Source organism: Paraglaciecola sp. (assembly GCF_039942875.1).
In the GTDB taxonomy this organism is placed as follows: domain Bacteria; phylum Pseudomonadota; class Gammaproteobacteria; order Enterobacterales; family Alteromonadaceae; genus Paraglaciecola.
Genome location: NZ_JBDVBQ010000047.1, coordinates 1 through 25,509, shown reverse-complemented (window position 1 = coordinate 25,509; position 25,509 = coordinate 1). Strand labels below are relative to the sequence as shown.

General features: G+C 41.2%; 23 protein-coding genes. 12 read left to right on the top strand and 11 right to left on the bottom strand.

The genetic code is table 11. The features are described from left to right. Window positions 1-490 precede the first annotated feature (490 nt). On the top strand, window positions 491-649 hold the full coding sequence (locus ABJE44_RS16325) for a hypothetical protein (protein WP_348112637.1): 159 nt from the start codon (window positions 491-493) through the stop codon (window positions 647-649). Between the two features lie 267 nt (window positions 650-916). On the opposite strand, the gene ABJE44_RS16320 is transcribed toward ABJE44_RS16325, so the two are convergent. Further along, entirely contained in the window at window positions 917-1,783 is an 867-nt protein-coding gene (locus ABJE44_RS16320) for a MipA/OmpV family protein (protein ID WP_348112636.1), read from the bottom strand. Window positions 1,784-2,093: 310 nt separating this feature from the next. Here ABJE44_RS16320 and ABJE44_RS16315 point away from each other — a divergent pair, with 310 nt between their 5' ends. Both ABJE44_RS16315 and groL read left to right on the top strand, forming a co-directional pair. Further along, window positions 2,094-2,384, top strand: coding sequence for a co-chaperone GroES (locus ABJE44_RS16315; RefSeq protein WP_348112635.1), 291 nt, complete (start codon window positions 2,094-2,096; stop codon window positions 2,382-2,384). Between the two features lie 38 nt (window positions 2,385-2,422). Beyond that, a complete protein-coding gene (groL, locus tag ABJE44_RS16310) occupies window positions 2,423-4,075 on the top strand; it encodes a chaperonin GroEL (protein WP_348112634.1) in 1,653 nt (550 codons plus the stop codon). A 266-nt stretch (window positions 4,076-4,341) separates the two neighbouring features. Here groL and ABJE44_RS16305 read toward each other — a convergent pair whose 3' ends face one another. The 6 genes from ABJE44_RS16305 to ABJE44_RS16280 all read right to left on the bottom strand — a co-directional run bounded on the left by ABJE44_RS16305 (window position 4,342) and on the right by ABJE44_RS16280 (window position 11,286). After that, entirely contained in the window at window positions 4,342-5,556 is a 1,215-nt protein-coding gene (locus ABJE44_RS16305) for a Xaa-Pro peptidase family protein (RefSeq protein ID WP_348112633.1), read from the bottom strand. A gap of 49 nt (window positions 5,557-5,605) precedes the next feature. Then, entirely contained in the window at window positions 5,606-6,223 is a 618-nt protein-coding gene (locus tag ABJE44_RS16300; protein ID WP_348112632.1) for a LysE family translocator, read from the bottom strand. A gap of 864 nt (window positions 6,224-7,087) precedes the next feature. Then, window positions 7,088-7,972 (bottom strand): LysR family transcriptional regulator, encoded by an 885-nt coding sequence (locus ABJE44_RS16295; RefSeq protein ID WP_348112631.1) that lies wholly within the window; start codon window positions 7,970-7,972, stop codon window positions 7,088-7,090. Window positions 7,973-8,137: 165 nt separating this feature from the next. Continuing rightward, window positions 8,138-9,220, bottom strand: coding sequence for a methionine synthase (locus ABJE44_RS16290; RefSeq protein WP_348112630.1), 1,083 nt, complete (start codon window positions 9,218-9,220; stop codon window positions 8,138-8,140). Window positions 9,221-9,275: 55 nt separating this feature from the next. Then, on the bottom strand, window positions 9,276-10,253 hold the full coding sequence (locus ABJE44_RS16285; protein WP_348112629.1) for a DUF1852 domain-containing protein: 978 nt from the start codon (window positions 10,251-10,253) through the stop codon (window positions 9,276-9,278). A gap of 283 nt (window positions 10,254-10,536) precedes the next feature. Further along, the gene (locus ABJE44_RS16280) at window positions 10,537-11,286 is read right to left on the bottom strand and encodes an SDR family oxidoreductase (RefSeq protein WP_348112628.1); all 750 of its coding nucleotides are present in this window, start codon (window positions 11,284-11,286) and stop codon (window positions 10,537-10,539) included. A gap of 122 nt (window positions 11,287-11,408) precedes the next feature. On the opposite strand from ABJE44_RS16280, the gene ABJE44_RS16275 reads away from it, so the two are divergent. Further along, window positions 11,409-12,317, top strand: a complete 909-nt coding sequence (locus ABJE44_RS16275) for a LysR family transcriptional regulator (protein WP_348112627.1) — start codon at window positions 11,409-11,411, stop codon at window positions 12,315-12,317. Between the two features lie 42 nt (window positions 12,318-12,359). Here the strand turns inward: ABJE44_RS16275 and ABJE44_RS16270 are convergent, their stop codons facing one another. Next, complete coding sequence (locus tag ABJE44_RS16270; protein WP_348112626.1) at window positions 12,360-13,253, bottom strand: LysR family transcriptional regulator; 894 nt, start codon at window positions 13,251-13,253, stop codon at window positions 12,360-12,362. 123 nt (window positions 13,254-13,376) lie between these two features. On the opposite strand from ABJE44_RS16270, the gene ABJE44_RS16265 reads away from it, so the two are divergent. Further along, window positions 13,377-14,363 (top strand): zinc-dependent alcohol dehydrogenase family protein, encoded by a 987-nt coding sequence (locus ABJE44_RS16265; protein WP_348112624.1) that lies wholly within the window; start codon window positions 13,377-13,379, stop codon window positions 14,361-14,363. Between the two features lie 67 nt (window positions 14,364-14,430). Continuing rightward, window positions 14,431-15,258: an SDR family NAD(P)-dependent oxidoreductase gene (locus ABJE44_RS16260; RefSeq protein WP_348112622.1), complete on the top strand. Its 828-nt coding sequence runs from the start codon at window positions 14,431-14,433 to the stop codon at window positions 15,256-15,258. Window positions 15,259-15,481: 223 nt separating this feature from the next. On the opposite strand, the gene ABJE44_RS16255 is transcribed toward ABJE44_RS16260, so the two are convergent. Further along, entirely contained in the window at window positions 15,482-16,048 is a 567-nt protein-coding gene (locus ABJE44_RS16255; protein ID WP_348112621.1) for an acyloxyacyl hydrolase, read from the bottom strand. A 98-nt stretch (window positions 16,049-16,146) separates the two neighbouring features. After that, window positions 16,147-16,407 (bottom strand): glutaredoxin 3, encoded by a 261-nt coding sequence (gene grxC / locus ABJE44_RS16250; protein ID WP_348112619.1) that lies wholly within the window; start codon window positions 16,405-16,407, stop codon window positions 16,147-16,149. A gap of 141 nt (window positions 16,408-16,548) precedes the next feature. Here grxC and ABJE44_RS16245 point away from each other — a divergent pair, with 141 nt between their 5' ends. Then, window positions 16,549-17,409, top strand: a complete 861-nt coding sequence (locus ABJE44_RS16245) for an AraC family transcriptional regulator (RefSeq protein WP_348112617.1) — start codon at window positions 16,549-16,551, stop codon at window positions 17,407-17,409. Between the two features lie 55 nt (window positions 17,410-17,464). Here the strand turns inward: ABJE44_RS16245 and ABJE44_RS16240 are convergent, their stop codons facing one another. Further along, window positions 17,465-18,349 carry a LysR substrate-binding domain-containing protein gene (locus ABJE44_RS16240; RefSeq protein WP_348112615.1) on the bottom strand — a complete coding sequence of 295 codons (885 nt, stop codon included), beginning with the start codon at window positions 18,347-18,349 and terminating at the stop codon, window positions 17,465-17,467. 112 nt (window positions 18,350-18,461) lie between these two features. Between ABJE44_RS16240 and ABJE44_RS16235 the strand changes: the two genes are divergently transcribed. The 5 genes from ABJE44_RS16235 to ABJE44_RS16215 form a co-directional block, all read left to right on the top strand. After that, a complete protein-coding gene (locus ABJE44_RS16235; protein WP_348112613.1) occupies window positions 18,462-19,811 on the top strand; it encodes an aminotransferase in 1,350 nt (449 codons plus the stop codon). Between the two features lie 199 nt (window positions 19,812-20,010). Continuing rightward, complete coding sequence (locus ABJE44_RS16230; RefSeq protein WP_348112611.1) at window positions 20,011-20,748, top strand: ATP-binding cassette domain-containing protein; 738 nt, start codon at window positions 20,011-20,013, stop codon at window positions 20,746-20,748. Further along, a complete protein-coding gene (locus ABJE44_RS16225) occupies window positions 20,745-22,193 on the top strand; it encodes a DUF3526 domain-containing protein (RefSeq protein ID WP_348112609.1) in 1,449 nt (482 codons plus the stop codon). Before ABJE44_RS16230 ends, ABJE44_RS16225 begins: the two co-directional genes overlap by 4 nt. Further along, window positions 22,190-23,494: a DUF3526 domain-containing protein gene (locus tag ABJE44_RS16220; RefSeq protein ID WP_348112607.1), complete on the top strand. Its 1,305-nt coding sequence runs from the start codon at window positions 22,190-22,192 to the stop codon at window positions 23,492-23,494. Before ABJE44_RS16225 ends, ABJE44_RS16220 begins: the two co-directional genes overlap by 4 nt. Window positions 23,495-23,529: 35 nt before the next feature. Then, window positions 23,530-25,509, top strand: a 1,980-nt coding sequence (locus ABJE44_RS16215; protein WP_348112605.1) for a TonB-dependent receptor, incomplete at its 3' end; no start/stop codon positions are given.

The window sequence follows — 25,509 nt, the reverse complement described above, 5'->3', positions numbered from 1 at the left end:
CTAGATTTCATGAAAGCGTTGATAAAAGACGATAACATTTAAATTATATCCTTCCCTTTACTAAATCTAGCTTTATCAATCGAAGTCTGGCTAACACTCTAGCTATTAGTGACTAAGTATTATCGCTATTTGTTAAATGATGTGTCAAAAGGCTGGTTACTACAACTGTCGTAACATTAATACACGCTAAATTACATATTTAGCTGCCATCATTTGAGGCAGCTACAACAAGGCAAGACGTATTCAAATTTGATCAAGCAACTAGAATAGGAGCCACCGCAGTTAGAAACAAGAATTATGACAAAGCTTATAAACATCTTGAGGAAGCTTCAAAACTTGGAGACAAAGTATCTCAGTACACTCTAGCTTTATTATATATGGAAGGATTAGGTGTTGAACAAGATTATGGAAAAGCTTACTTATGGCTCAATGTCGCAGCAGAAGCTAAAGAAAAAAATGGCGTAATGCAAGGGATCAAATTAAAAATGCAATGTCTAAAGAACAACGCGCTGCTTTTCAGCCTTTAGTTGATGAGTATATCGAAAAATATGGATCTTTTACCCAAGGTGTTATTTGTTTTAAACAAACAGTTGAAGCAAGCAAACGCAAAGTGATGAAGTGTTCAAAAGAAATTAAGTCTGGGCGCTAAAAATTTCATATTATTGAAAGGAATCAAGTAAATTCCCCTTGATCCCTTACCTAACCTCAACTTTGGATAAGCTATATTGAAAAGTTAATTTTCAAAATTCATGCTGTTACCTAACATTCAACTTGGCAAAACCTTTAACGCAGAAACAATAGCAGAAATTTTTGTTCCTATATGGGCTTCTAATTGTGCACTAACCTTTTAGAGCAAACCATATAGGCACAAAAGGACTATTTTGATGGCGTTACTCGGTACTGAGGTTACCCAATTTTACCTGCCAGCTACTTTTTCTTCGCTCTCCCATAAACGCCAGACCATACCTACACCAATTGAATAAGTGCTGTTTTCTATAAATAGCGGACTATCTTCGTTAGCACTACCATTATGAATCGATGTACTGGCTCCTAAAAATATTCTTAAATCATCAGTCGCATTAAACGACACGCTCACTAATAAGCGCGTACCTAAGTATCCAGCCTTAGCGTCAAATTCGTTACGTTGCTCGGTTACAAACCTTTGGTCTACCTGATAAAAGTAATCATGTAACTTTTCGCTAGCCCAAGTAGGTGAAAGGCTAATTGATAACGCGGTTTTTTCGCTAAGCCAGCCTCTTTGCCTGTATCTCAAGTCTGGCTGAAATACATATCCTCTATGATCAATTCCAGAAAAATCAGTAGAAAATACCGCTCGGGTTTGCAGATTAAGAAACAACTCTCCTTTACCATGATCGTCAAATTCAAACTTTGATAAACGCAGTCTCAATTGCGGCCCAAGTTCAAAATTAAAGTCTAAGTCCGGCATACCGGCTCGAGCTTCATTATCTTCTGAATTTGCCCCAAATGATGCAGCCAAAGACAGATCTAACTCATACCAACTTTTATCTACAGCCACAGCTCTGGCAATAGAACCATCACCTATCCGCAGGGTTTTACCACGATATATAAAATAGGGTGCTGGTACCACATTGGTATTACTTTGATTTGACGCTGGATACTCAGGCGCATTAAATACACCTAAAAATGTACCGGCCTCCCATACTGGACGCATGTCATCCTCTAAAGTGATTTCTTCTTGAGCGACAGCTTCTAATGATAAAACCATTAACATTAATAATAGATAGCGAACATTAACTTTCATTATTTTTCTTATTTTCAAAATTACGTTTTCAACAAAAATAGTCGTTCATTGTAAGGTTAAAACAACTTGTCTTAGTAACGAAGACACTGCAGTAAATTGATTTTGCTTTGTTATAACAGAAATAAACAGCAAATTTTCTAACAAATTTCTTTCAATACCCTTGATCTCAAATCTGTAAACCCCATCTCTGGACGCAGAACACAGTTCTATTAACAGAATTCTGGCTTGTCGCAAATTCGGCAACTCAAAAACCGCCTAATACGATTAGGCACTAATAATATTAACATTGGAATTTTCAGGAGATTTGAAAATGGCAATTCGTCCTTTAAACGATCGCGTGATCGTTAAACGTCAAGAACAAGAAAGCAAATCTGCAGGTGGCATTGTATTAACAGGCTCTGCAGCAGAAAAATCTACTCGCGGTGAAGTCGTAGCAGTAGGTAATGGTCGAGTACTAGACAACGGCGAGCTTAAAGCTGTTGACGTTAAAATCGGCGATATCGTTATTTTTAACGATGGATATGGCGTAAAAACTGAAAAGCTAGACGGCGAAGAAGTGCTTATCCTTGGTGAAAGCGACATCCTAGCAGTAGTTGAATAAATCCAATCCATTAACAGAATTTTAGAGGAAACATTATCATGGCAGCAAAAGAAGTTCGTTTTTCTGATGACGCACGCGTCAAAATGCTTGCAGGCGTTAACGTTCTAGCTAACGCAGTAAAAGTTACTTTAGGCCCTAAAGGTCGTAACGTAGTTTTAGACAAATCATTCGGTGCACCTACCATCACTAAAGATGGTGTATCAGTAGCCAAAGAAATCGAATTAGAAGATAAATTCGAAAACATGGGCGCACAAATGGTTAAAGAAGTGGCGTCTAAAGCGAATGACGAAGCTGGTGACGGAACAACTACAGCAACTGTACTTGCTCAAGCTATCGTAACTGAAGGTTTAAAATCAGTTGCAGCAGGTATGAACCCAATGGATCTTAAACGTGGTATCGACAAAGCTGTTGTTGCTGCCGTTGAAGAACTAAAAGCACTATCTGTACCTTGTGCAGACAGCAAAGCTATCGCCCAAGTAGGGACTATCTCTGCTAACTCTGATTCAGAAGTAGGCGACCTTATCGCTGAAGCAATGGACAAAGTAGGTAAAGAAGGTGTTATCACTGTTGAAGAAGGCCAATCTCTACAAAACGAATTAGACGTTGTAGAAGGTATGCAATTCGACCGTGGTTACCTATCTCCTTACTTCATGAACAACCAAGAAAACGGCACAGTTGAATTAGACAGCCCATTCATTCTTTTGGTTGACAAAAAAGTATCTAACATCCGTGAATTACTACCTACTCTTGAAGCGGTAGCAAAAGCGTCTAAGCCTTTGCTTATCATTGCTGAAGACGTTGAAGGTGAAGCACTAGCAACACTAGTAGTGAACAACATGCGTGGCATCGTTAAAGTTGCAGCTGTTAAAGCTCCTGGTTTTGGTGACCGTCGTAAAGCTATGCTTCAAGACATCGCTACACTAACTGGTGGTACTGTAATTTCTGAAGAAATTGGTCTAGAGCTAGAAAAAGTAGCACTAGAAGACCTAGGTACAGCTAAGCGCGTTGTTATCAACAAAGACAACACAACCGTTGTTGACGGTGCGGGTGAAGAAGACATGATCCAAGGTCGTGTCGCGCAAATCCGTGCACAAATCGAAGAATCTACTTCTGACTACGACAAAGAAAAACTTCAAGAGCGTCTAGCTAAGCTAGCTGGCGGTGTTGCAGTCATCAAAGTAGGTGCTGCTACTGAAGTTGAAATGAAAGAGAAAAAAGACCGTGTTGAAGATGCACTTCACGCAACACGTGCTGCAGTAGAAGAAGGCGTAGTAGCCGGTGGTGGTGTTGCTCTAGTACGTGCAGCGTCTAAAGTTAACGACCTTACTGGCGAAAACGAAGACCAAACTCACGGTATTAAATTAGCACTACGTGCTATGGAAGCGCCACTTCGTCAAATCGCAGCTAACGCCGGTGCTGAAGCATCAGTAGTAACAAACGCTGTTAAAAATGGTGAAGCTAACTTCGGTTATAACGCAGGTAACGACACTTACGGCGACATGATCGAAATGGGTATCCTAGATCCAACTAAAGTAACGCGCTCTGCACTACAATTTGCAGCATCAATCGCAAGCTTAATGATCACCACAGAAGCTATGATAGCTGACGCACCTGCTGACGACGCAGCAGCACCTGCAATGCCTGATATGGGCGGCATGGGTGGAATGGGCGGCATGGGTGGAATGATGTAATTTTACTGGTCTAAAACGTTGATTACGGCGTTGTTATATTGCTCACGTACAAACAACCGTACGCTACGCTCATAACGCCTTGTACTAAACGTTTTACTCTGCGTAAAACATCACGCTTCACTCAAAGCTTTGCTTTGAAATAATAAAAAACCCGCTTTATGCGGGTTTTTTATTGTCTTAATTTTAATGGACTGTGACCCGTTATCCGCTGCGCTTTAAACAAAAAACTAACTGGCCTTAATTTCAGCGTGTTTAACGTTTGCCCATTACAACCCAAACGGATTATCAATGCTTTCGCTGGGCTCGGTAAACCAGCGGGGGCCTTTGTCGGTCATGTAAAAATGGTCTTCTAAACGAATACCAAATTCATCGGGTATTACCAGCATGGGTTCGTTACTAAAACACATGCCTTTGGCAAGTGGAGTTTTGTTACCACCCACTAAATAGGGCCATTCGTGAATGTCTAACCCAATACCGTGGCCTGTACGATGGGGGCAACCCGGTGTTTGATATTCTGGGCCTAAGCCTTGTGTGGCTAGGTATTGGCGGGCAGCTTTATCCACATTTTCACAAGGTTCGCCAATTTTAGCGGCGTTAAAGGCTGCTTGTTGCGCGGCTTTTTCGGTATCCCAAAACAGCCGTTGCCTAGCAGTTGGCTCTCCAAATACATAGGTACGGGTAATATCTGATATGTAGTCATGCACTTTGCAGCCAGTATCAATTAATACCACATTGCCAGCTTTTAAAGTTTGCGGGTCTTTAACCCCATGTGGGAATGATGTCGCCACCCCAAACAAAACAATACAAAAATAGTTACCGGGCGCGCCCACTTTTTGGTGAGCTTGCTTGATAAAGGCTTCGACTTCTGTGGTGGTGATACCCGCATATAACATGCTTGCGGTGGCTTGATGTACAGCCAATGTCATATCCATGGCTGCCTGCATGAGTGCTATTTCGTTATCAGACTTATGCATTCTGCAGTGGGCTGTTACCTCTTGTGCATTAATTATATTTAGCCCTGTTTGGGCTTTATTGATACCGTCAAATATAAAAAATTGGGCACTCTCATCAATGCCGATTGTGGCGGTAGCCGCTATGTTTAATTGATTTAAAACCTCAACAAATAAACGATAAGGGTTTTCATGTTCTTGCCAGCCATGTATGGGGCCGTCTATGACTTTAAACCCGTTCAAGCTACCAATTTCAAAATAAGGGGCTATATATTGCACCTCACCTTTAGCAGGTAATATTGCCCCTACCATACGTTCACTGGCATGCCATTTCATTCCGGTAAAGTAAGTTAGGTTAGTACCCGCATTAAGGTAAATTGCATCTATATTGTGAGATTGCATATAAGCCTGAGCCTTAGCCATTCTCGCTAAGTGCTCTTGGGGCTGAATAGGCTCAAGATTATTGGTCATATCACTTAATGTCGCTAACGCTTGTTCTGGCGTTTGCGTACCAATACCAATAGCTGTCATGTTTTCTCCAAATTGTTAAAACTTTATAGTGCTGCGTACAATTGGGCCGCTAGCTTAAGGCCAACCAAATACCCACAGCAATTAATAAGGTGCCAGAAATAGCATTCATCCAGCGAATGTTGTTACCTTTGTTCAGTAAGGTTTTTAACCCCCTGCCACCACTTGCATAAATTAACATACAAGCAAATTCGCTTAGCATAATAATTGCCACCAGCACCAAAAGTTGAAATGTAATTGGTCGGTTTGTATCAATAAAAGGTGGCAAAATCGATAACATAAAGGCCCAGCCCTTGGGATTTGCTATAGCAGTAATAAACCCCTGTGACATCAGCGCATAACGACTAAGGGTTACATCAGCCTCAGAGTTCAGGCTTAGGTGCCTGCCTGCCCAATACATTTTTAGCCCTAAATAAATAAGATATAAGCCCCCTATCCATTTGAACCAAGTAAATAGCGATGGATAATTTAGCATAAGCGTGGCGGCACCCATCACTGCAGAGACAGAAACCACAGCCACGCCAAATACCTCTCCAAGCATCATCCATAGTGCTCTTCGTAGGCCAATTTTTAGGCCCAATGTCATAGCCAAGGTCATACACATACCTGGCGTTATTGAGATAAAAAACATAGTGGGGATAAATACGGCTAGGGTGGCTAAAGTTGGCATAGGCTGCTCTTATAATTATTTAATGGGGACTTTACAATGCAGTGAATACTTTTTGAAACAAAATACATTATTAAATTGAAACTGCTGCTTTAAGCGACTACGAGTAATGTAGTTACAGCTCAGAGACGAAAAAATCTTACTTTATTCACTTAGTTATGATGTTTTATGAAGTGAGAGGTGTATTGATTTTATGGGTAGTATCCATTATTTTTGTGTTCTCCTTTGGGTTACCAGCAAATACACTGAAATTCATTTAATTTGACTACTTACCCAGTATTAATAGGAAGTCTGCATGATTGATCAAGTTTCCCCCAGTATCAACTTTCGTCATGAACTATTCTGGCTAATACGTGAGGTGCCATTTTCACCTTACCAACATGGCATAGGAGCTTATGAATGAAATACTGCAGAGACGCTAGGCTTTAATGCCAGCTTTGAAGTTATCGATGATTATTTATTTTTAAAAACACTCATCACTACTCATGATGACAAGTATGTCGCCAGGCTTCACGAAACACCCAATCAAACTAACGAAATACCTGCAAAAACTAATATCAATGACCCCTTCAGTCTTGCTGTAAATACAGCTAAATCCGGCCCTCCTCCTATCTTAAACAATCTAAAACCGCAAAAAATTGATGGCCAACAATGGGCTTATGAAAATATAAATATGCCTCTAAATTACACAGGCTCTTTACTACTTTCTTCCCGAGAGATGACTGAATCTACTTATTATGACGAGTCTTTTCAGGCACCCGATGGGTGGTTGTTAACGTGTAACAATGGGCAAATTACCAAGCTCACTAAAATAGAAAATATCGATACATTTTTTGTTAGTCAGTCATGATAGCAATGGCTCTTTCATCACTTGGTATTTTTAGCTTGCTGTATAAAATCCCTTAAGTAATCAATATTCTGTTCGTTGTTACGAATACCCACAAAGATTTGTTTACTAATTCCCTTTTTACCAAAACGGAGACTTTTAATGGGTAGTGATTTTGAATGCTCATCCACAAGCCAACCAGGTAAAGCGCATATCCCTCGTCCTGCTGCCACCATCTGTAACATGATCTCTGTAGTTTCGATATTCTTATGTTTCTTCACTGAGCATTTTGCTGGGTTCAGAAATTGGCTAAAAATATCTAGCCGCATCGATTCTACTGGATAACTAAACAACACCTCATTACTAAGTTGCTCGGGTAACACAAAATCTTGATCTGCCAATTTATGGGACTCAGCCACCACCAGCCTGTGTTCGTAGTCAAAAACGGGGATATAGTCAATTTGTGGCTTAAAAAGCGGGTCGGGAGTAATCAGTACATCTATTTCGTAACTAAGTAAGGCACCTAAGGCACCAAACTGAAACTCTTGCTTTACGTCCATATCAATATCTGGCCACTGCTCTAAATAAGGCTGAATAACCCTAAGTAACCATTGATAACAGGGGTGACATTCCATACCAATCCGTAGCGATCCCATTTCACCTTTGGCAATTTGACTAAGCACTAATTCGGTATGGGAAAACTGCGGTAATACTCTATTGGCCAAGGTCTGAATACGCTCTCCAGCGGCAGTAAGGCGCAGGTTTCGACCGTCTTTCTGCCAAATCTGAGTGGCTAGTTGGCCTTCTAACTTTTTGATACTGTGACTCAATGCTGACTGGGATAAATGCAACGAGTCAGCGGCTTTGGTCAAGGTGCCATGCTCTTTGATTGCAGTGAGTATTTCTAAATGGATCCTCTCTAGCACCTGTTAACTCCTAACTTAAGTTTCATTCATGAATTAAATTCATCAGTATGCAAGGTTAAATCATTTTTGTTCATTAATAAAATGGCTTATCGCAATGGGAGTTAAGTCCCACTGCGTAACTCAATAAGCACCTAAACTAGCGGCATTTTATAGATTACTTACTGCTTATAGTTTACTTGCAGATAACTCTCTGCGAATAATTTCAGCGCCGGCACTTAAAGCATTCAGTTTGCCTCTAGCAACATCACGAGATAAAGGGGCCATACCGCAATTTGTGCAGGGGTAAAGCTTATCCGCATCAACATACTTAAGGGCTTCTCTTAAAGTATTGGCGACTTCTTCTGGGGTCTCAATGGTATCGGTTGCCACATCAATGGCCCCTACCATGACTTTTTTGCCGCGAATAAGTTCTAACAACTCAATTGGCACATGAGAGTTGTGACACTCTAATGAAATAATATCGATATTCGATTTTTGCAGCTTAGGGAAGGTTTCTTCGTACTGACGCCACTGTGAGCCCAGTGTCTTTTTCCAATCAGTATTGGCCTTAATGCCATAGCCATAACAAATATGTACTGCGGTTTCGCACTTAAGTCCTTCAATGGCTCTTTCTAAACACGCAATCCCCCAATCATTTACGTCATCAAAAAACACATTAAATGCAGGCTCATCAAATTGAATAATATCCACCCCAGCAGCCTCTAACTCTTTGGCTTCTTGATTAAGAATTTTGGCAAATTCCCACGCCAGTTTTTCACGACTTTTATAGTGGTCATCAAACAAGGTATCTATCATTGTCATAGGACCTGGCAAGGCCCATTTTATTGGCTTATCAGTTTGCTGCCTCAAAATTTTAGCGTCTTCTACAAACACGGATTTTGGGCGAGATACCGGCCCAACAACAGTTGGCACACTAGCATCGTACCGGTCACGAATTTTTACGGTTTTGCGATTTTCAAAATCGACACCGGTAAGGTGTTCGATAAAGGTGGTCACAAAGTGTTGGCGGGTTTGCTCACCGTCACTCACAATGTCAATTCCTGCCTGTTGCTGCTCGTGCAACGACACACGTAGTGCATCATGTTTGCCGTCGATTAACTCCTGCCCGTCTAGTTTCCAAGGAGACCAAAGGGCTTCTGGCTCTGCCAGCCAAGAAGGTTTAGGTAAACTACCTGCCGTTGCCGTAGGTAGTATGTTATTCGAAATATGCGGTTTCACACTGTGGTTTTCTAACGTAGATGTTTTCATAATACTTGCTGCTATACCTTTTATTCTTTGAAGCGTGCTGGTGAGTTTTAACTAATTACACGGCGTAATTAGCAGACCACTGTTCAAGCACTGCCTGATAGGGTTTGATGAAATGCTCTTCAGCATACTTACCCTGCTTAATCGCCAATTTACTGCGCTCTTCTCTGTCATACACTATGTGTGTTAGGGAATGATCTTGGTTCTGTAAATTCGGTTGATAGCAGTTACCAGCCACCGCGTTCGCATTGTAAATTTCAGGGCGATAGATTTTTTGAAACGTTTCCATCGTGCTGATGGTGCTAATCAACTCAAGGTTGCTGTAATCATTCAGCAAGTCTCCAAAGAAATAAAACGCCAAAGGTGCAACACTGTTGGGCGGCATAAAATAACGAACTTGTAAGCCCATTTTTTTGAAATATTGCTCAGTTAATGAGGAGCCATTAGGTTGATACTCAAACCCCAAAACTGGATGTCGGTTATCTGTGCGGTGATAGGTTTTGTTATCCGAAACACTCAAACAAATAACGGGTAACTTTTTAAAATGCTGTTTATAAGCATTTGAGTTCACAAAATACTTAAAGATTTTTCCATGAAGTTCACCAAAGTTATCAGGCACACTAAACTGAGCTTGTCCTTTATTATGAGCACCCAACAAAATACTAAAGTCATAATCTCGTACATAAGAAGAAAAGTTATTACCTACTATGCCTTCAATACGCTCGTTGGTTTGATGGTCAACAATATTAGTTTTCAATACCTCAATTGACGGAAAGCTCTCACCACTATTCTCTATGTCCATTCCAACAGAAATAATTTCAAGCTCAACAGAATAGCGATCTGCTTTGGGGTTATCCCAGTACGCTAAGGCATTAAAACTATTGTTGATCATTTTTAAGGCATTACGTAAATTCTGCTGACGACTTTCGCCTCGAGCTAAATTAGCAAAGTTAGTGGTGGCCCGAGTGTTGTCAGCGGGATGATAGTTTTCATCGAGACAAACGTTATTAATTGTAAATGTAAACTCTGTATTCATGATGAATGGGTATCCAATATCCTGTAGTCAATCTAAACCTATTACTCGCTGTTACTGCCTATAAATAAGAGTTTGTTATTCTCTAATCCATAGCCGCTAGCTATTGAAGGTGATTTATACGCACTTAATTACATGAATAAAATTGATATTACTTCATCATTACATGAATAATTCTCATAGATTGCAATAGTCACCGCTTTTCCCCATATCTCAATTGCATTCAGTTGAGTTGAAATTTGCACAAACAGCCTTAAAAGCTGCTTCGATTGATACTTGACACCACTTACACTATTCCCCCATTAGCTCTTAACACTTGCCCGTTTATCCAATTACCTTTTGGACTGGCCAAAAAAGACACCACATTTGCAATGTCTTCTGGTTCACCAAGGCGTTCAAGGGGCGGCATTTTTGCTAATTTTTCTATCACTGCAGGCGGTTTATTATTTAAAAACAACTCTGTGGATGTGGGGCCTGGAGCCACACAATTAACGTTAATTGATTTACCCCGTAACTCTTTTGCAAGAATAGCTGACATGCTTTCTACTGCAGCTTTGGTGGCAGCATAAACGCCGTAGGTTTCTAATTTAAGCCCCACAACACTGGTTGATAAATTGATAATACTGCCGCCACTGGCAATGTATTCAGCGCTTAGTTTAAGTGTGTTAAACGTACCTTTGAAATTAATGGCTACCTGACTGTCAAACAATTCATCACTGCTTTGCTTGAGTGTGGCCAACTCCATAACGCCAGCATTATTCACTAACACATCAATGGGCCCTAATTCCCTTTGCACAGCATCAAACATTTCGCTTACTTCAGTGAATTTTGCCACGTTGCACTTTACTGCAATTGCATTACCGCCACGTGCTTTAATCTCCAAAGCTAACTCCCCGGCAGCTTCTGCACTAGCCAGATAATTGATAGCAACAGCATAGCCATCTTGTGCTAACTCTCTTACGATGCTTGCGCCAATACCTCTTGTTCCACCGGTGACCAAAGCGACTTTTTGCTTTGCTGTAATTTGCTCAGACATAAGACATTTCCTAATGAGTTGTTATAAAAGAATGGCAAGTATAATATGAACATTAGGATTAATAATGATTCATAAACTGCCATCACAATTCCATTTTAACCAACAATACACATGGGTAACCTATGGACCGATTCAAAGAAATGCAGGTATTTGTGCGAGTCGCAGAGCGCAGTAGTTTTGCATGGGCTGCAGCTGATTTATTACTGCCTCGCTCAACTGTGACCAACGTAATCAAGCGCATGGAAGCACGTCTGAATGCAAGACTATTAGAGCGCACCACCAGAAAGGTTAGACTCACTCTCGATGGCGAGGCTTATTATAAAAAATGTTTACGCCTGCTAACGGACTTAGATGATATGGAGTCATCTTTATCAGGCGCCACACCAAAAGGAGTTTTACGAATTAATCTACAAGGTACATTAGCCAGTCACTTTGTCATGCCAAACATCAAAAAATTTATAGTGCAGTACCCCGAAATTAATTTACAGATAGGCGAAGATGATAGACTAGTTGATTTAGTTACCGAAGGTATTGATTGTGTATTGCGAGCGGGGGAGCTTAAAGACTCATCCCTCATAGCGAAAAAGTTAGCAGACTTAACACAACTGACTGTCGCCAGCCCCGACTATCTAAAAGAACATGGCAAGCCACTATCATTAGACGATTTACAAAGCCATGTTGCTGTTGGTTATTCCTTAGATACCGCATCAAAACCTACAACCTTAGATTTTAAGGTGGATAACACATACATTGATGTTAACTTACCCTCTATCACACATGTTGCTGGAGCCGACTTATACACCAATGCTTGTCTAGCAGGACTGGGGCTTATTCAAGTGCCTAAATATAGAATTTTAAAAGAGTTAGCTTTAGGCGAACTTATTCCAGTGTTGCCACAATATACACCACCACCTATGCCTGTTTCGGCTCTATACCCACAAAATCGTCACTTATCTCCAAGAATTCGTGCTTTTGTAAATTGGCTACAGGAAATTTTCAATCAATTAAAATCAATGCCAGAAATTAGCTAAAAATTATTAATGGCTGTAGCGATAATGAAAAACATAACTCAATTATTTATCCCAATAAGGGGTATCGCCAAAATATCTTAGGTAATAATCAATAAAGGCTCTGACTTTTGGGGCAAGCATTCTTGAGCTAGGATACACAGCCCAAATTGCGGTGTTAGCGACTAAGGGAAAGTCTGACAATACTTCAACTAACTCACCACTTTGTAACTGCTTGTAGGCACTCCAGGTTGAATTAATGGTAATGCCTATGCCATTGGTACAAGCATCTCGTATAGCCTCACCATTGTCGGTAGCAAACGAACCTTTCGCTTTTACAGAAATGGTATTAGTGCCGTCTTTAAAACTCCAATGATCCAATCCCATTAGCGAGATACAATTAAAGTTTGTTAGCTCTTGCGGTGTTTTAGGTACTCCGTGATGAGCTAAGTAGTTGGGAGAGGCACACAAAATACGTTTATCGGGTGCAAGCTTTCTGGCAACCAAACTTGAGTCTTTTAAAGCTGAATTACGCACCGCAATATCAAAGCCGCCTTCGACTAAATCAACAATACTGTCTGATAGCTTTAAATCCACTTTAAGTTGAGGGTTGTTTGCTAAAAATTGTGTCAGCGCAGGTAAAAGGTGTAGCCTGCCAAATGATGCAGGGGCAGCAATGCGCAAGGTACCACTTGGGGATAAACTCCCTGCCCCCACTGACGCCCTCGCGGCTTCAACACTATCGAGCACATCTTCTGCATGATGCAAAAAGGCTTGGCCGTCTTCGGTTAAAGAAACCTTGCGGGTGGTTCTATAGATAAGCCTCGCCCCTAAGTTCTCTTCAAGTTTATTAATATGGGCACTGGCCACAGCGGGCGATAAACCCAGTTCAGATCCAGCCAAACTAATATTATGTGTTGCGGCAATACGCACAAAAAGCTTGAGGTGTTCAATATTCATTGGCCGCCCTTATTATCAATAAAATCTATATAGTGATTCTACATATATAGCAATTATCAAAATAAACAACAATAACTATACTCGCTTTACTTAATTGAACTCCCCAATACAGGACCAATAACAATGAAAGCAATGATAGTGAAAGAATTTGGTAACAGTGACGTATTTGAATTGGCTGTTGTGGAAAAACCAACTGTAAAGCAAGGCCATGTGCTGGTTAATATTAAAGCCACCAGTATCAATACAGTAGACACTATGATCAGGCAGATGGGACCTGATCTACCTCTTTCTCCACCAGCGCCAGCTATTTTAGGTATGGACTTCGCAGGTATAGTTGAAGCAGTAGGTGAAGGAGTTGACGATTATAAGGTTGGCGATGAAGTATACGGCTGTGCCGGTGGATTAGCAGATTTACCGGGCACCTTAGCTGAATACATAGTGGCTGATGCTAACCTTATTGCACTAAAGCCTGAAAATTTAACTATGGAGCAAAGCGCGGCCATACCTCTAGTGGGTATTACTGCCTACGAAGGGTTACAACGTGCTGGTATCAGCCAAGGCCAAAAAGTATTAGTGCATGGTGGTTCTGGCGGTGTGGGTCATATTGCTATTCAATTAGCTAACTACTTTGGCGCAGAAACCTTTTCGACGGGCGGCGGTGATAAGCAACTAGCATTAATTGAAAAGCTTGGCGCTACAGCCATTAATTATAAGAACGAAGCGGTTAGTGATTACGTTAACCAATACACAGACGGCACAGGTTTTGACCTAGTATTCGATTCAGTGGGTGGTGAGAATATGACTAACTCATTTGAAGCTGCAAAACTCAACGGACACGTAGCCTCTACCGTATCTTTGGTTAGCTTTGACCTATCTACTGCGCACTTTAAAGGGCTGTCACTGCACGTAGTATTTATGCTCATTCCTATGTTACACAATGTAGGTCGTGGGCAGCATCACACTATTTTGAAAGCCCTTACTGACATAGCAGAAGCTGGAAAACTAACGCCTGTGCTAGATGAGCAAACATTTTCGTTAGAGCAAGCATCAAGTGCTCACGCTCGTTTAGAAAGTGGCAAAGGTATGGGTAAAGTAGTGGTTTCAATTTAAATACATTAAGTTCAAAACCAGACAAGGGTAGGCTCTGCCCTTGTTTATCAACAGAGAAACTTACAACATGAAAACAATACTAATAACAGGTGCAACCGATGGCATTGGCCTAGAAACCGCAAAATTACTTGCCTCACAAGACCACCATTTACTTATGCATGGTCGTAATTCAGAAAAACTAAAAGCTGCTGTGGAGCAGGTTGAACAAGTATCTTCAGACACAAAAATCGATGTCTACCTAGCTGATTTATCTAATTTTAATGAGATAACTCTGCTAACCAGCATGATTAAAAAAGAACACCAAAGCATTGACGTCATCATCAATAATGCAGGGATATTTAAAACTCCTTTGGCCATTACCAATGATGGTTTAGACATTCGCTTTGTGGTGAATACCTTTGCGCCAGTGATTATCACCCAATCTTTGTTGCCAATTTTAAGCGACCATGGACGCGTTGTGAGTTTATCTTCTGCCGCACAAGCACCTATAGACCATAGAGCCATGACAGGTGAACTCACCCTAAATGATGACTTTCAAGCCTACGCTCAAAGCAAGTTAGCTCTTACTATTTGGTCTCATCAAGAGTCTAATATACTTAAACCCAACCAAGTGGCTGTGGCGGTAAATCCTGGGTCACTATTAGCGTCAAAAATGGTAAAAGAAGGCTTTGGCATGGCAGGTAACGAATTGAGTATAGGCTCTGAAATTTTAGTTAAAGCTGCGTTATCAGATGAGTTCGCTGATGCATCTGGCAAGTACTTCGACAACGACTCTAAACAGTTTGCAGCACCCCACAACTTTGCAAGCTCGCAAGATAATTGCCATCGAGTTATAGCAACTATCAATTCGGTTATTGAAAAGTACATAGATACAAAAGAAACCCAGTTACACTAACTCAACTTAGATTAACTTACTGGATTCGTTTCCTTGATCAGTTTGAATTATGTACCTAACTTAGTGCCTTCCCCAATTTTGTAAAACTTGACTGCTCCCATTGGGCATTAATGGTTCAGTCACAACAAAAAGAGAAAGCTACTTTGCAATAACAGCTAGAAAACAAGGTAGAAACAAAGGTCTCCTTCGCCACCCACTTCAACTCTAAAAAACCAAATGATTATTAAAATTTATAGGCATATGAAAAGTTAAGAAAATCGACGCCAGGGTTTCTCGTATTTAGGCCGCCATTACTGTAGTGCATATACCTAAGAGAAAGAGATTGGCGTAAACCTTCACCAAAATCAGTAACCAGCCCTAGTCGGTCTTCAAATTGATAATGGGAACCAATGTTTTTACCAGCAAATCTAGTGTCATTTACCAGTGAAACACCAATACCAAATTCCCATTTAAGCGGGTATTTATCTTGTATGTGATAAAACGTTTTGCCTACAACGGGCGACAAAGCTAAAACGAAATTTGTTTCGTGATTATTGTCTTGGCCATATTCCCAAAAATTGGCACTAACTTCCCAATATATATCTAAAGAGTCAAAGAAAGGGACATCATTTAATTGGTAAATGTAAGGACGATAAGCCAAACGAACCCCGGTAATATCATCAGAGCCAATTAACAAATCTACTGCAACAGCTCTGGTATGTTGAGTTTCAGATGCTTGAACTGACCCAGAACCAAGAATAATAGAGGTGGTTAATAAGAAGAGGCGGAGTGTGGTATTTATGAAGTTCATTATGGTTCCTGATGTACTAACTGAGCATGTAAGCTAAAAAATGTTTCGTATATGTTGGTGAATAAAATAAAGGCCAATAGCGGCCTAACCTTAAGTGTTTACTTAGTCAGAGCAATTAAGTGTGTTAGTGCGCCACTGCGTAATGCATCATGAAACTCATCACAACCACCAATATGCTGATCATCGATAAATATTTGTGGCACAGTTTTACGGCCACTGCGCTCAAGCATCTCAGTGGTTAGTTTTTGGTTTTGGGTTATTTCATATTCTTCAAATGCTAAACCTAAGCTATTAAGAGTGGCTTTAGCTCGCTTGCAATATGGGCAGTAGCTTTTGCTGTATATTTCAATTTTAGTCATGGCGATATTTTTCCGTGCGTTATTCTTTGTTGTTGATGTAGCTATTATCCCCTAAGAAAAAAACTCAACAATGCACGAAAGTCTTTACTTTATACACCAATCGTCTACATTTGGTGTACGATAAATGTCAGTAGTAATAAAATGGAAGTTCTCAGTGATGTACTTAACTCTTTACGAGTAAGTGGTAGTGTCTATTTTTGTAATCATATAGAACCGCCTTGGACAATTGATTTTTTGCAAAAAAAAACGGCATGTTTTCATCTTGTTAGACGAGGAGCTTGCTGGGTAAAAATTGGCGATAAAATAGAACAACTTTTTACTGGTGATTTAATATTTTTAGGTCCGGGCACAGATCACACGCTCACAAGTGAAGCCCCTGAAGGTCAAATGTCTATCAGTGGCGAATCCACTTTATTACTGTGCGGAACTTGCTCCTTCGAGCAAGACATATTGTCGCCATTAAAAGATATGTTCCAGCAAACCACCATTGTTCGAGAAGATGAGTTAGATAAGCACCCATGGTTAAAAAGCACCTTTTCTCAACTCAGTTCAGAATATATGGCGCAAAATATTGGCAATGAAATTATTGTAAATAAACTAACAGAAGTAGTGTTAGTAGAACTCATCCGAATTAATTTTGGACGTCAAAAACAACATTCTTTTTTACATGCACTTAAAGATAAACGCATTAAAAAAGCGTTAGAACTTATGCATGAATCCCCCCAAGAACAGTGGACTATTGACACATTAGCCTCACGTATTGGAATGTCTAGGGCTGCATTTGCAAAAAAATTCACCTTACTGGTAGAACAAACCGTATTTAATTATTTGTCTAACTTACGTATTCAAAAAGCAAAAAAAATGATTACAACAACGACACTTTTTATTGACGATATTGCATTAAGTGTAGGTTACGAATCAGAACGGGCATTTACCAAAACATTTAGTAAATATGTAGGTAGCACACCTAAACAATACCGTAAAAGCCAGAGTAAGCTTTAAACAATAACATGCGGCTAGCCACAAAAAAATGTTAGCGAGTGGTTCCGCTTGTGGGTTATTTACCCATGGCTTTTTTAATCCAATCAACAAATACCCTCACTCTTAAGGATTGTTCTGGTAGGCTTTGTGAAACGATAAATAACTGACTACTTGGTGCTATGGTGTGATCCCACAAACCTATCAATCGACCTTGGCGGATATCTTGGGCGACTTCTAACTTATCAGCTAGGGCAATGCCGAAACCAGACAATGCAGCATTAATGGCTTGGTGAGCATTGACTAATTGAAAGCGCTTTGTGGTTTTAGGGATATCAATATTAAGGCTGCTAAACCAGCTGTCCCAAAGATTCGATTGGTCCACAATCAAGGTAAAATCGAGCAAATCTTGCGGCGCTTTGATGTGCTTATTGTTATCTAATAACTGCGGCCTACAGATAGGAAACAGCTGCTCTTGATATAAAAGCTCGGTGTACTTCACAGTTTGGCTAGGCTTGCCGTAACAAATTGCCACATCGATGCTGCTGTCTAAATCCACTGCGCCCGGTTCAATCATCTTTAAGCGCGTAGTGACGTCAGGGTATTGTAATTGGAATTCACCCACCGCATCTAACAACCAAGTAGAGACCTGTGACTCTGTGCTCGCCCACACTAACGGCCCTTTCAACTCTTCAGGGTCGATATTTAGTGCACCTTGAATAATAGTATCTAAGCCTTCGGTCGTGGCTTGTAACAGGCTCTGCCCCGCAGACGTTAACGAAACTTTGTTGTGTTTTCTATCAAATAACAGCACACCAAACTTATCTTCTAATAACCGAATTTGGCGGCTCACCGCAGCATGGGTCACACCTAATTCTTGCGCTGCCGCTCGCATGTGTAAGTGCCTGCCGCACACTTCAAATGCTCGCAGAGCATTCAGGGGTAAATCTCGCCTTGTGATCACAGCAGCCTCTTGGTTAGTTTTTATTACCAGAAAGGTAACAATATATAGATTGTGGTAACTAAAACAAACAAATAATATCTACAAATGAGCACATCAAAAATAGGAGAACGCCATGTCTGCCATGATTTACCCCACCTCTAACTTTGCCGATGAACATAAACTATGTTTTGAGCGCGCTGAAGGGGTGTATATCTATGATTCTAATGATAAGAAATATTTAGAGGGCATGTCTGGACTTTGGTGTACGGCATTAGGTTACGGTAACCAAGAATTAATAGACGCCATTTCAAGCCAATTACACACGCTCTCTTTTAGCCACCTGTTTGGCGGTAAAAGCCACGCTCCAGCAGAAGAGCTAGCCGCTAAGTTAGCAAAAATGGTACCTGTGACTGATGCCCATATCTTTTTTGGCAACTCAGGAAGTGATGCCAACGATACCCATTACAAAATGTTACGTTACTATTTTAATGCCATAGGTAAGCCAGAAAAGCGTAAAATCATCACCCGCCAACGGGCCTATCATGGTGTAACCGTAGCTGCAGGCTCGTTAACCAGTTTACCAGTAAACTTAACCCACTTTGATGCACCATTGGATGCCCTGCATATTCTACGTACCGATGCTCCCCATTATTATTCAGGACACCAAGTAGGCGAATCTGAAACCCAATTTGTTGACCGTATTATTGGCAATTTAGAAAAACTCATTTTAGAAGAAGGCGCAGATACCATAGCCGCCATGATAGTTGAGCCTATTACTGGCGCGAGTGGCGTTATCGTACCTCCCGAGGGTTATTATGAAAAACTACAAACCTTACTACGCAAACACAACATTCTAATTTGGGCAGATGAAGTCATCACAGGTTTTGGCCGCACAGGTAACGATTTTGGGTGTACCACCATGGGTATCAAACCCGATCTCATGACCTTTGCTAAACAACTTTCGTCTGCGTATTACCCTATTAGTGCTTCGGTTATTCCTGGTTTTATGTACGACGCAATGATTGAGCAAACTCAAGCCAATGGAGTATTTGGCCACGGTTATACCTACTCTGGGCACCCTGTAGCTTGTGCGGCCGCGTTAAAAACCTTAGAGATATTTGAACGAGATAACCTATTCGAAAAAGCCGCAGCAGCCGGCCGTTACCTTCATCACAAACTAAGCACCCTAGAAACCCATCCTCTAGTAGGTGAAGTACGCGGTGAAGGTTTATTAGCAGCCATTGAACTTGTGGCTAATAAACGTAAAGAGAGCCACTTTAAAGACGCAAAAGTAGGCACGTTTGCTCAAAAAGCATGTGAAAAGCATGGTTTGATTGTGCGCGCGGTAGCTGGTAATTCTTTAGCTTTATGCCCACCATTAATTATTACCCATGAACAAATTGACGAAATATTCAATAAACTAAGCTTAGCGTTAGAAGACACCCTTACTTTTGCTAAGCAGCAAAAACTCCTGCTACCTTAGCCTCACAACCTATACAGATAGATAAAACACAAGGGCCGCCTATTGAAACTCATTAAGGCGGCTTTATTACATAAGTATTCGGCTAATTTACTGTGGTTATACCCTAAGGTGAAACTACGCCTAATAACTCATTGCCAGGCATTGATGTTATAATATAACATACGCTCAATTTTGTTATAACATAACAACGGAGCCGAGAGTGGTCACCCTAGATTCATCCAATGCATTAATCAAAGCAGATTCTTTATGCGTCAGCATTAAAAACAAATCTATTTTAAAAAACCTTAATTTTCATGTGGATACAGGTGAAATATATGCACTACTTGGAGGAAATGGTGCGGGTAAATCAACTACCTTAAAAACCTTACTGGGCTTTAATGCTCCAAGTAGTGGCTCAGTAACAATAGAAGGTAAAGAGGTTACTCAAGCGCTCAATTTTGTAAGAGGTAAAACCGCTTATTTACCCGAGTCCGCTACTTTATATTCACACCTTACTGCCCGTGAAAATGTTAATTACTTTTTATCATTGGCTGACATAAAAAAGACCGATGATGAAGTTAACCAAGCATTCGACCGCGTTGCTCTGCAAGCAGATGCTCGTGATCGCCATATGCAAACCTACTCTAAAGGCATGCGCCAAAAAACTGCAATTGCCTTAGCCATACTTCGCGAGGCTCCAATATTTCTATTAGATGAACCCACCTCAGGCTTAGATCCAGTAGCAATAGACGAGTTTAACCAGTTGGTACGAGAACTTGCCTCCACTGGCGCCACTATTTTAATGGTAACCCATGATGTATATGGAGCCTGTCAAGTAGCCAACCGCATAGGATTATTACGAGATGGTGAGCTTGTAGGTGAGTTTGCAGCTGCAGGAAACAGCCGAATCGACACCGAACAAGTTCATGCGGCATTCGCACAAAGAGGCACAGCGTGAGTCCAAATAACCTATCGAAAATCATCATAGTCGCCAAAGACGAATGGCGTTACTGGTTGCGATCTAAATTAGCTATATCGGTAATGGCAATCGGTTTATTATTAACCCTGTCCTCCGTGATTGTCACCTCTATCAATATGATGGAGCTAAGCCATGCTAGACATGAGCTTCAAGACAATGCTGAAGAAACATTTATCGACCAACCCGACAGACATCCCCACAGAATGGTGCATTATGGCCACTATGTCTTTAGAACACCTGCACCTTTAAGCATACTCGACCCTGGCATTGATGCTTACACAGGTAATTCAATTTTTCTTGAAGGTCACCGCCAAAACAGCGCCATGTTTGCTGATCAAAAACAAGGGACCGCATTAACCCAATTAGGCAGCTTAACCCCAGCGTTTATCGTGCAAACCTTAGCGCCATTATTATTGATTCTGATTGGTTATAGTTCGGTGAGTCGAGAGCGTGAGTCCCAAACCCTTACTTATTTACTATCTCAAGGTACCTCTGGCAATACCTTGATTTTAGGTAAAGGACTAGCACTGCTATCCGTTATTGGCCTGATTTTAGCGCCTCTAGCTGTGGCAGCCTTAATTAGCCTACATGATGGCGAAAGCATCACAGCAGTATTCGCATTTATATTGGGTTATGGCCTGTACTTAAGTGTTTGGGCTTTACTGGTTTTATTTTTTTCTAGTGCCCTATCTAAAAACAGTGAAAGCTTCACTGCATTAGCGTTTGTGTGGATATTACTCTGTGTAGTAATGCCAAGAGTCGCAAGCACCACAGCGGCAACGTCTGTTCCTTCTGCAGGCAAACTCGAAACCGACTTTGCGGTCATTGCTGAGTTACGAAAACTTGGAGACGGTCATAATGCCGCAGATCCTGCCTTTGACAAATTAAAAGCCTCACTATTAGAAAAATATAATGTGGACTCAATCGAGCAGCTACCAATCAACTATAGAGGTGTCATAGCGAGTTCAGCAGAAGCCGAGTTGACCCATGTTTTAAACGAATTTGCTGAACAACGTATGCAAACCGAACTGTCTCAAACTCATGTATCTAGGCAGTTTGGTTGGTTATCCCCTATGGTCGCTATTCGCACTTTATCCATGCTTGTTGTGGGTACCAGTATTGAAACCCATCACAGATTTTTACGTGAAGCCGAAGCCTTAAGGTTCGAGTTTGTTCAGGCCTTAAATAAAGTACATGTAGAAAAGCTCAGCTATGAAGACGACATGAATCGTAATAAGGATGCAGCCGCCACCCAAAAAGCCCGTGTAGGTGCTGAGAACTGGCAAGTCTTAGAAGACTTCAACTTTGAAGTAGATAAAGCCAAGCAGCGTATGCAAAGAAGTTTAGCTGCATTTTTACAATTATTACTGTGGATAGTTCTGCTTGTGGTAGCCATCAGAACAATTGGGAAGCGTTTGATATGAATTATTTTTTTCAACAACTCAATCGAGAATGGCGTTTTATGTTACGCCAAAAATACATACTAATTTTGCTAACTTGTACATTTCTAATCTCTAGTTTCTCGGTACTCAGTGGCTTAAATGAAATTAGTCAGCAGCAGCAAACCCTAGAACGTTTAAAAGCTGCCGATACCGTAGACCGCGAAGCGGCTCAAAAAAAGCATCATGATCCTGGCTCAATTGCCTACTACAGTTTTCACCTCACCTCTGCTGCGCCTTCAAACTTAGCCTTTGCAGCTTTAGGTGAGCGCGATATTTATCCGTGGAAACACCGCATCAAAATGCTAGCCCTAGGAGGCCAAATTTACGAAAGCGATACCCAAAATGCAGAGCTTGCTCAAGCAGGTAAAATCGACTTTGTATTTGTGCTAAGTGCACTTTCACCTTTGCTGATTATTCTGTTGTTTCATGATTTATATGCCAGTGAGCGTACTAGCGGCAGACACGATTTATTAGTCACCACAGCCAAATCTTCATGGGCACTATGGGGAGCCCGTGGAGCTATTCGTTTCATCTCACTTTTACTGTGCCTAATGGTGCCATTTTACTTTGGAGCTTGGCTTAGCGGCACTAACCTATCCAATGTTGTGATGGTGTCTTTCTGGAGCGTAATCTACTTGATTTTTTGGACAATTCTCAGTGTTTATTGGGGTAAAAATGTCAGCAGTGCACCAAGAGTTGCATCAGGTCTTATAGGGATATGGGTGTTGTTTGCTTTTATTATTCCTATTTTAGGGGACTTAACTATCAATAAGCTTGTTCATTCACCTGAAGGTGGTGACATAGTCTTAACTCAACGTGAAGCCGTAAATGATGCTTGGGATATCCCCAAAGAAACAACCATGAATGCCTTCATCGCAAGCTACCCCGAATGGAAAGATCACGTTGCCATGGAAAGCGAATTTGAATGGAAATGGTATTACGCTTTTCAACAAGTGGGAGACCAAACCGCTGCGCCTTTATCACAAGCATACCGAGATGCAGCTCAGAAAAAATATCAGCTAGCCGGGATTGCATCATTGCTTTCGCCTCCTTTGTTATTACAAAGAGTGTTAACCCGTCTTGCCGATACCGATGCAGTGGCAGCCTTTCAATACGAACAGCAAATAAGAGACTTTCATAAACGTCTTAGACTGTTTTATTACCCGTTTTTATTCACCCAACAAAAACTCGGTGAAACCCAGTTAGCTACTATGCCTAGCTTTGAAAAACTCACTCAAACACAAAAGGCTGAACTCAATAGCAATATTGACACAAGCCAGTAAGTCATTAACACATAACAAACTAAAAAGGTTTTACAATGAACACCTCTACAAAAGGGCTAAAGCTCACTTACCTAAGTATCTGCTTAGCTAGCTTATTTATACCACAAGCACTTGCTGCGGATGAAAACAGCGATGAAATCGAGACTGTTGAAGTGGTAGGCACTCGTCAAGCTTACCAAGGGGATTTCAGCCCCCTAGAAACACCACAGTCTGAATTAAGAATTAACTCAGAAGCCCTTCAAAACGCTGGTGCCTTTGACCTAAATCAAGCCTTAGACTTGTCAGCCTCTGTGGCACGTCAAAACAACTTTGGTGGCCTTTGGAATAGCTTTGCGGTACGCGGTTTTGTGGGTGATGAAAACCTACCAAGCAACTACCTAGTAAATGGATTTAATGCAGGCCGTGGTTTTGGCGGCTCTCGTGACTTGTCTGGCATTGAGTCAGTTGAAATTTTAAAAGGTCCTCGCGCGGCCTTATTTGGCCGTGGTGAACCAGGCGGCACAATAAACCTAGTAACCAAACGTGCCAACTTTAATGAGAAAGCTGAGATCAGCCTATCAGCAGGCAGCTACAGTACTGTCCGCGCTGACCTAGATGTCAACCAAGTATTGTCTGATGATGTAGCCGTGAGATTTGTAGGGTTTTATGAAGACGCTGAAAGTTTTCGCGATACAGTAGAGACCACAAAGCAAGGTTTTAGCCCATCCGTATTATGGGCAATCAGCGACGAGAGCCAGCTTACTTATGAACTAGAATACAGCCATCAAGAAACCCCATTCGACCGTGGTGTTATTGCTATTGATGGCGTGCTTGGTCTTATTCCTGAAAGTCGTTTTTTAGGAGAGCCTGGCTATGGCCCCATAGAAACCGATGTACTGGGTCATCAAGTTGAATTTCAAACAGACATTAACGAAGATTGGAGTGCACTAGTAGGCTTTAACTACCGTGACACCTCCCTTGAAGGACTCGCTTCTGAAAACGGCTTTAGCGCACCAGACGAAGATGGAAATTTTGGCCGCTTTAGCCGTTATCGTGACTATGATGCTATCTATCAGGTATTTCGCGCTGAGTTAAGTGGTAGTTTTGAGACAGGATCATTAACCCATAGCCTTATCGTAGGGATAGATTCAGATAAGTTCGAGAATGATCAATTTGCTCTTAGAGACAGATCAACTGACCAAAGCATTAATATTTATGACCCTGTTTACGGACAGTACCCAGAATCATCTCTGGAACTTGCAAGCAACATCGACCGTGTTGAAACACAAGAAAGTATGGGCTTGTACATTCAAGATCAGATTAGCTTGACTGATAAATTAGATATCCGTATCGGTGTTCGCTTTGATGACTACGACCAGGGCATGTTAAACCGTCTTTCAGATAGCACCTCTAAGTATTCAGAATCAAAAGTTAGTCCACAATTGGGTGTTGTTTATAAGGCGTCAGACGCCTTATCTTTCTATGCAGCATACGGTGAAAACTTCCGCCCACTTTCTGGTGCAACTGAAGACAACGACTTAGATCCTAACCTATCAGAGTCTACCGAGGTAGGAATTAAATTTGCCCTGAATGACGGCGCCCTTTCGGGAACATTCGCCGTATTTGATGTAAAACAATCAAACATTGCTACCTTCGATGCCGATTTTAACCCAACAGCAATAGGCGAAGCAGGAAGTAGAGGGGTTGAGCTCGACCTAACCGGTGATATCACTGATACCTTAAGTTTATGGCTTTCATATTCATACATCGACGCTGAAACCAAAAATGGCTATACCGATTATATTTCATACGCCTATGTTCCTGCCGGATCAGACCTTCTGAATATCGCAGAGAATCAATTGAGCTTACAGTTAGTTCAACAAACCGAGTTAGCTGGTAAAGATTTGGATTTAATCGCGGGCTTAGTTTATGTAGGTGAAAGAAGTGGTGAATTTGGTAGCCCAACCTTTACGTTACCAGAATATACAACCATCAGAATCGCATCTAACTATCAGGTCACTGATGCTTTGACTGTA

What these genes read in the sequence shown, in the direction of transcription:
- ABJE44_RS16325 (WP_348112637.1), top strand. Translation starts at nt 491, where the DNA reads ATGTCTAAAGAACAACGCGCTGCTTTTCAGCCTTTAGTTGATGAGTAT.
- ABJE44_RS16320 (WP_348112636.1), bottom strand. Translation starts at nt 1,783, where the DNA reads ATGAAAGTTAATGTTCGCTATCTATTATTAATGTTAATGGTTTTATCA.
- ABJE44_RS16315 (WP_348112635.1), top strand. Translation starts at nt 2,094, where the DNA reads ATGGCAATTCGTCCTTTAAACGATCGCGTGATCGTTAAACGTCAAGAA.
- groL (WP_348112634.1), top strand. Translation starts at nt 2,423, where the DNA reads ATGGCAGCAAAAGAAGTTCGTTTTTCTGATGACGCACGCGTCAAAATG.
- ABJE44_RS16305 (WP_348112633.1), bottom strand. Translation starts at nt 5,556, where the DNA reads ATGACAGCTATTGGTATTGGTACGCAAACGCCAGAACAAGCGTTAGCG.
- ABJE44_RS16300 (WP_348112632.1), bottom strand. Translation starts at nt 6,223, where the DNA reads ATGCCAACTTTAGCCACCCTAGCCGTATTTATCCCCACTATGTTTTTT.
- ABJE44_RS16290 (WP_348112630.1), bottom strand. Translation starts at nt 9,220, where the DNA reads ATGAAAACATCTACGTTAGAAAACCACAGTGTGAAACCGCATATTTCG.
- ABJE44_RS16285 (WP_348112629.1), bottom strand. Translation starts at nt 10,253, where the DNA reads ATGAATACAGAGTTTACATTTACAATTAATAACGTTTGTCTCGATGAA.
- ABJE44_RS16280 (WP_348112628.1), bottom strand. Translation starts at nt 11,286, where the DNA reads ATGTCTGAGCAAATTACAGCAAAGCAAAAAGTCGCTTTGGTCACCGGT.
- ABJE44_RS16275 (WP_348112627.1), top strand. Translation starts at nt 11,409, where the DNA reads ATGGACCGATTCAAAGAAATGCAGGTATTTGTGCGAGTCGCAGAGCGC.
- ABJE44_RS16270 (WP_348112626.1), bottom strand. Translation starts at nt 13,253, where the DNA reads ATGAATATTGAACACCTCAAGCTTTTTGTGCGTATTGCCGCAACACAT.
- ABJE44_RS16265 (WP_348112624.1), top strand. Translation starts at nt 13,377, where the DNA reads ATGAAAGCAATGATAGTGAAAGAATTTGGTAACAGTGACGTATTTGAA.
- ABJE44_RS16260 (WP_348112622.1), top strand. Translation starts at nt 14,431, where the DNA reads ATGAAAACAATACTAATAACAGGTGCAACCGATGGCATTGGCCTAGAA.
- ABJE44_RS16255 (WP_348112621.1), bottom strand. Translation starts at nt 16,048, where the DNA reads ATGAACTTCATAAATACCACACTCCGCCTCTTCTTATTAACCACCTCT.
- grxC (WP_348112619.1), bottom strand. Translation starts at nt 16,407, where the DNA reads ATGACTAAAATTGAAATATACAGCAAAAGCTACTGCCCATATTGCAAG.
- ABJE44_RS16245 (WP_348112617.1), top strand. Translation starts at nt 16,549, where the DNA reads ATGGAAGTTCTCAGTGATGTACTTAACTCTTTACGAGTAAGTGGTAGT.
- ABJE44_RS16235 (WP_348112613.1), top strand. Translation starts at nt 18,462, where the DNA reads ATGTCTGCCATGATTTACCCCACCTCTAACTTTGCCGATGAACATAAA.
- ABJE44_RS16220 (WP_348112607.1), top strand. Translation starts at nt 22,190, where the DNA reads ATGAATTATTTTTTTCAACAACTCAATCGAGAATGGCGTTTTATGTTA.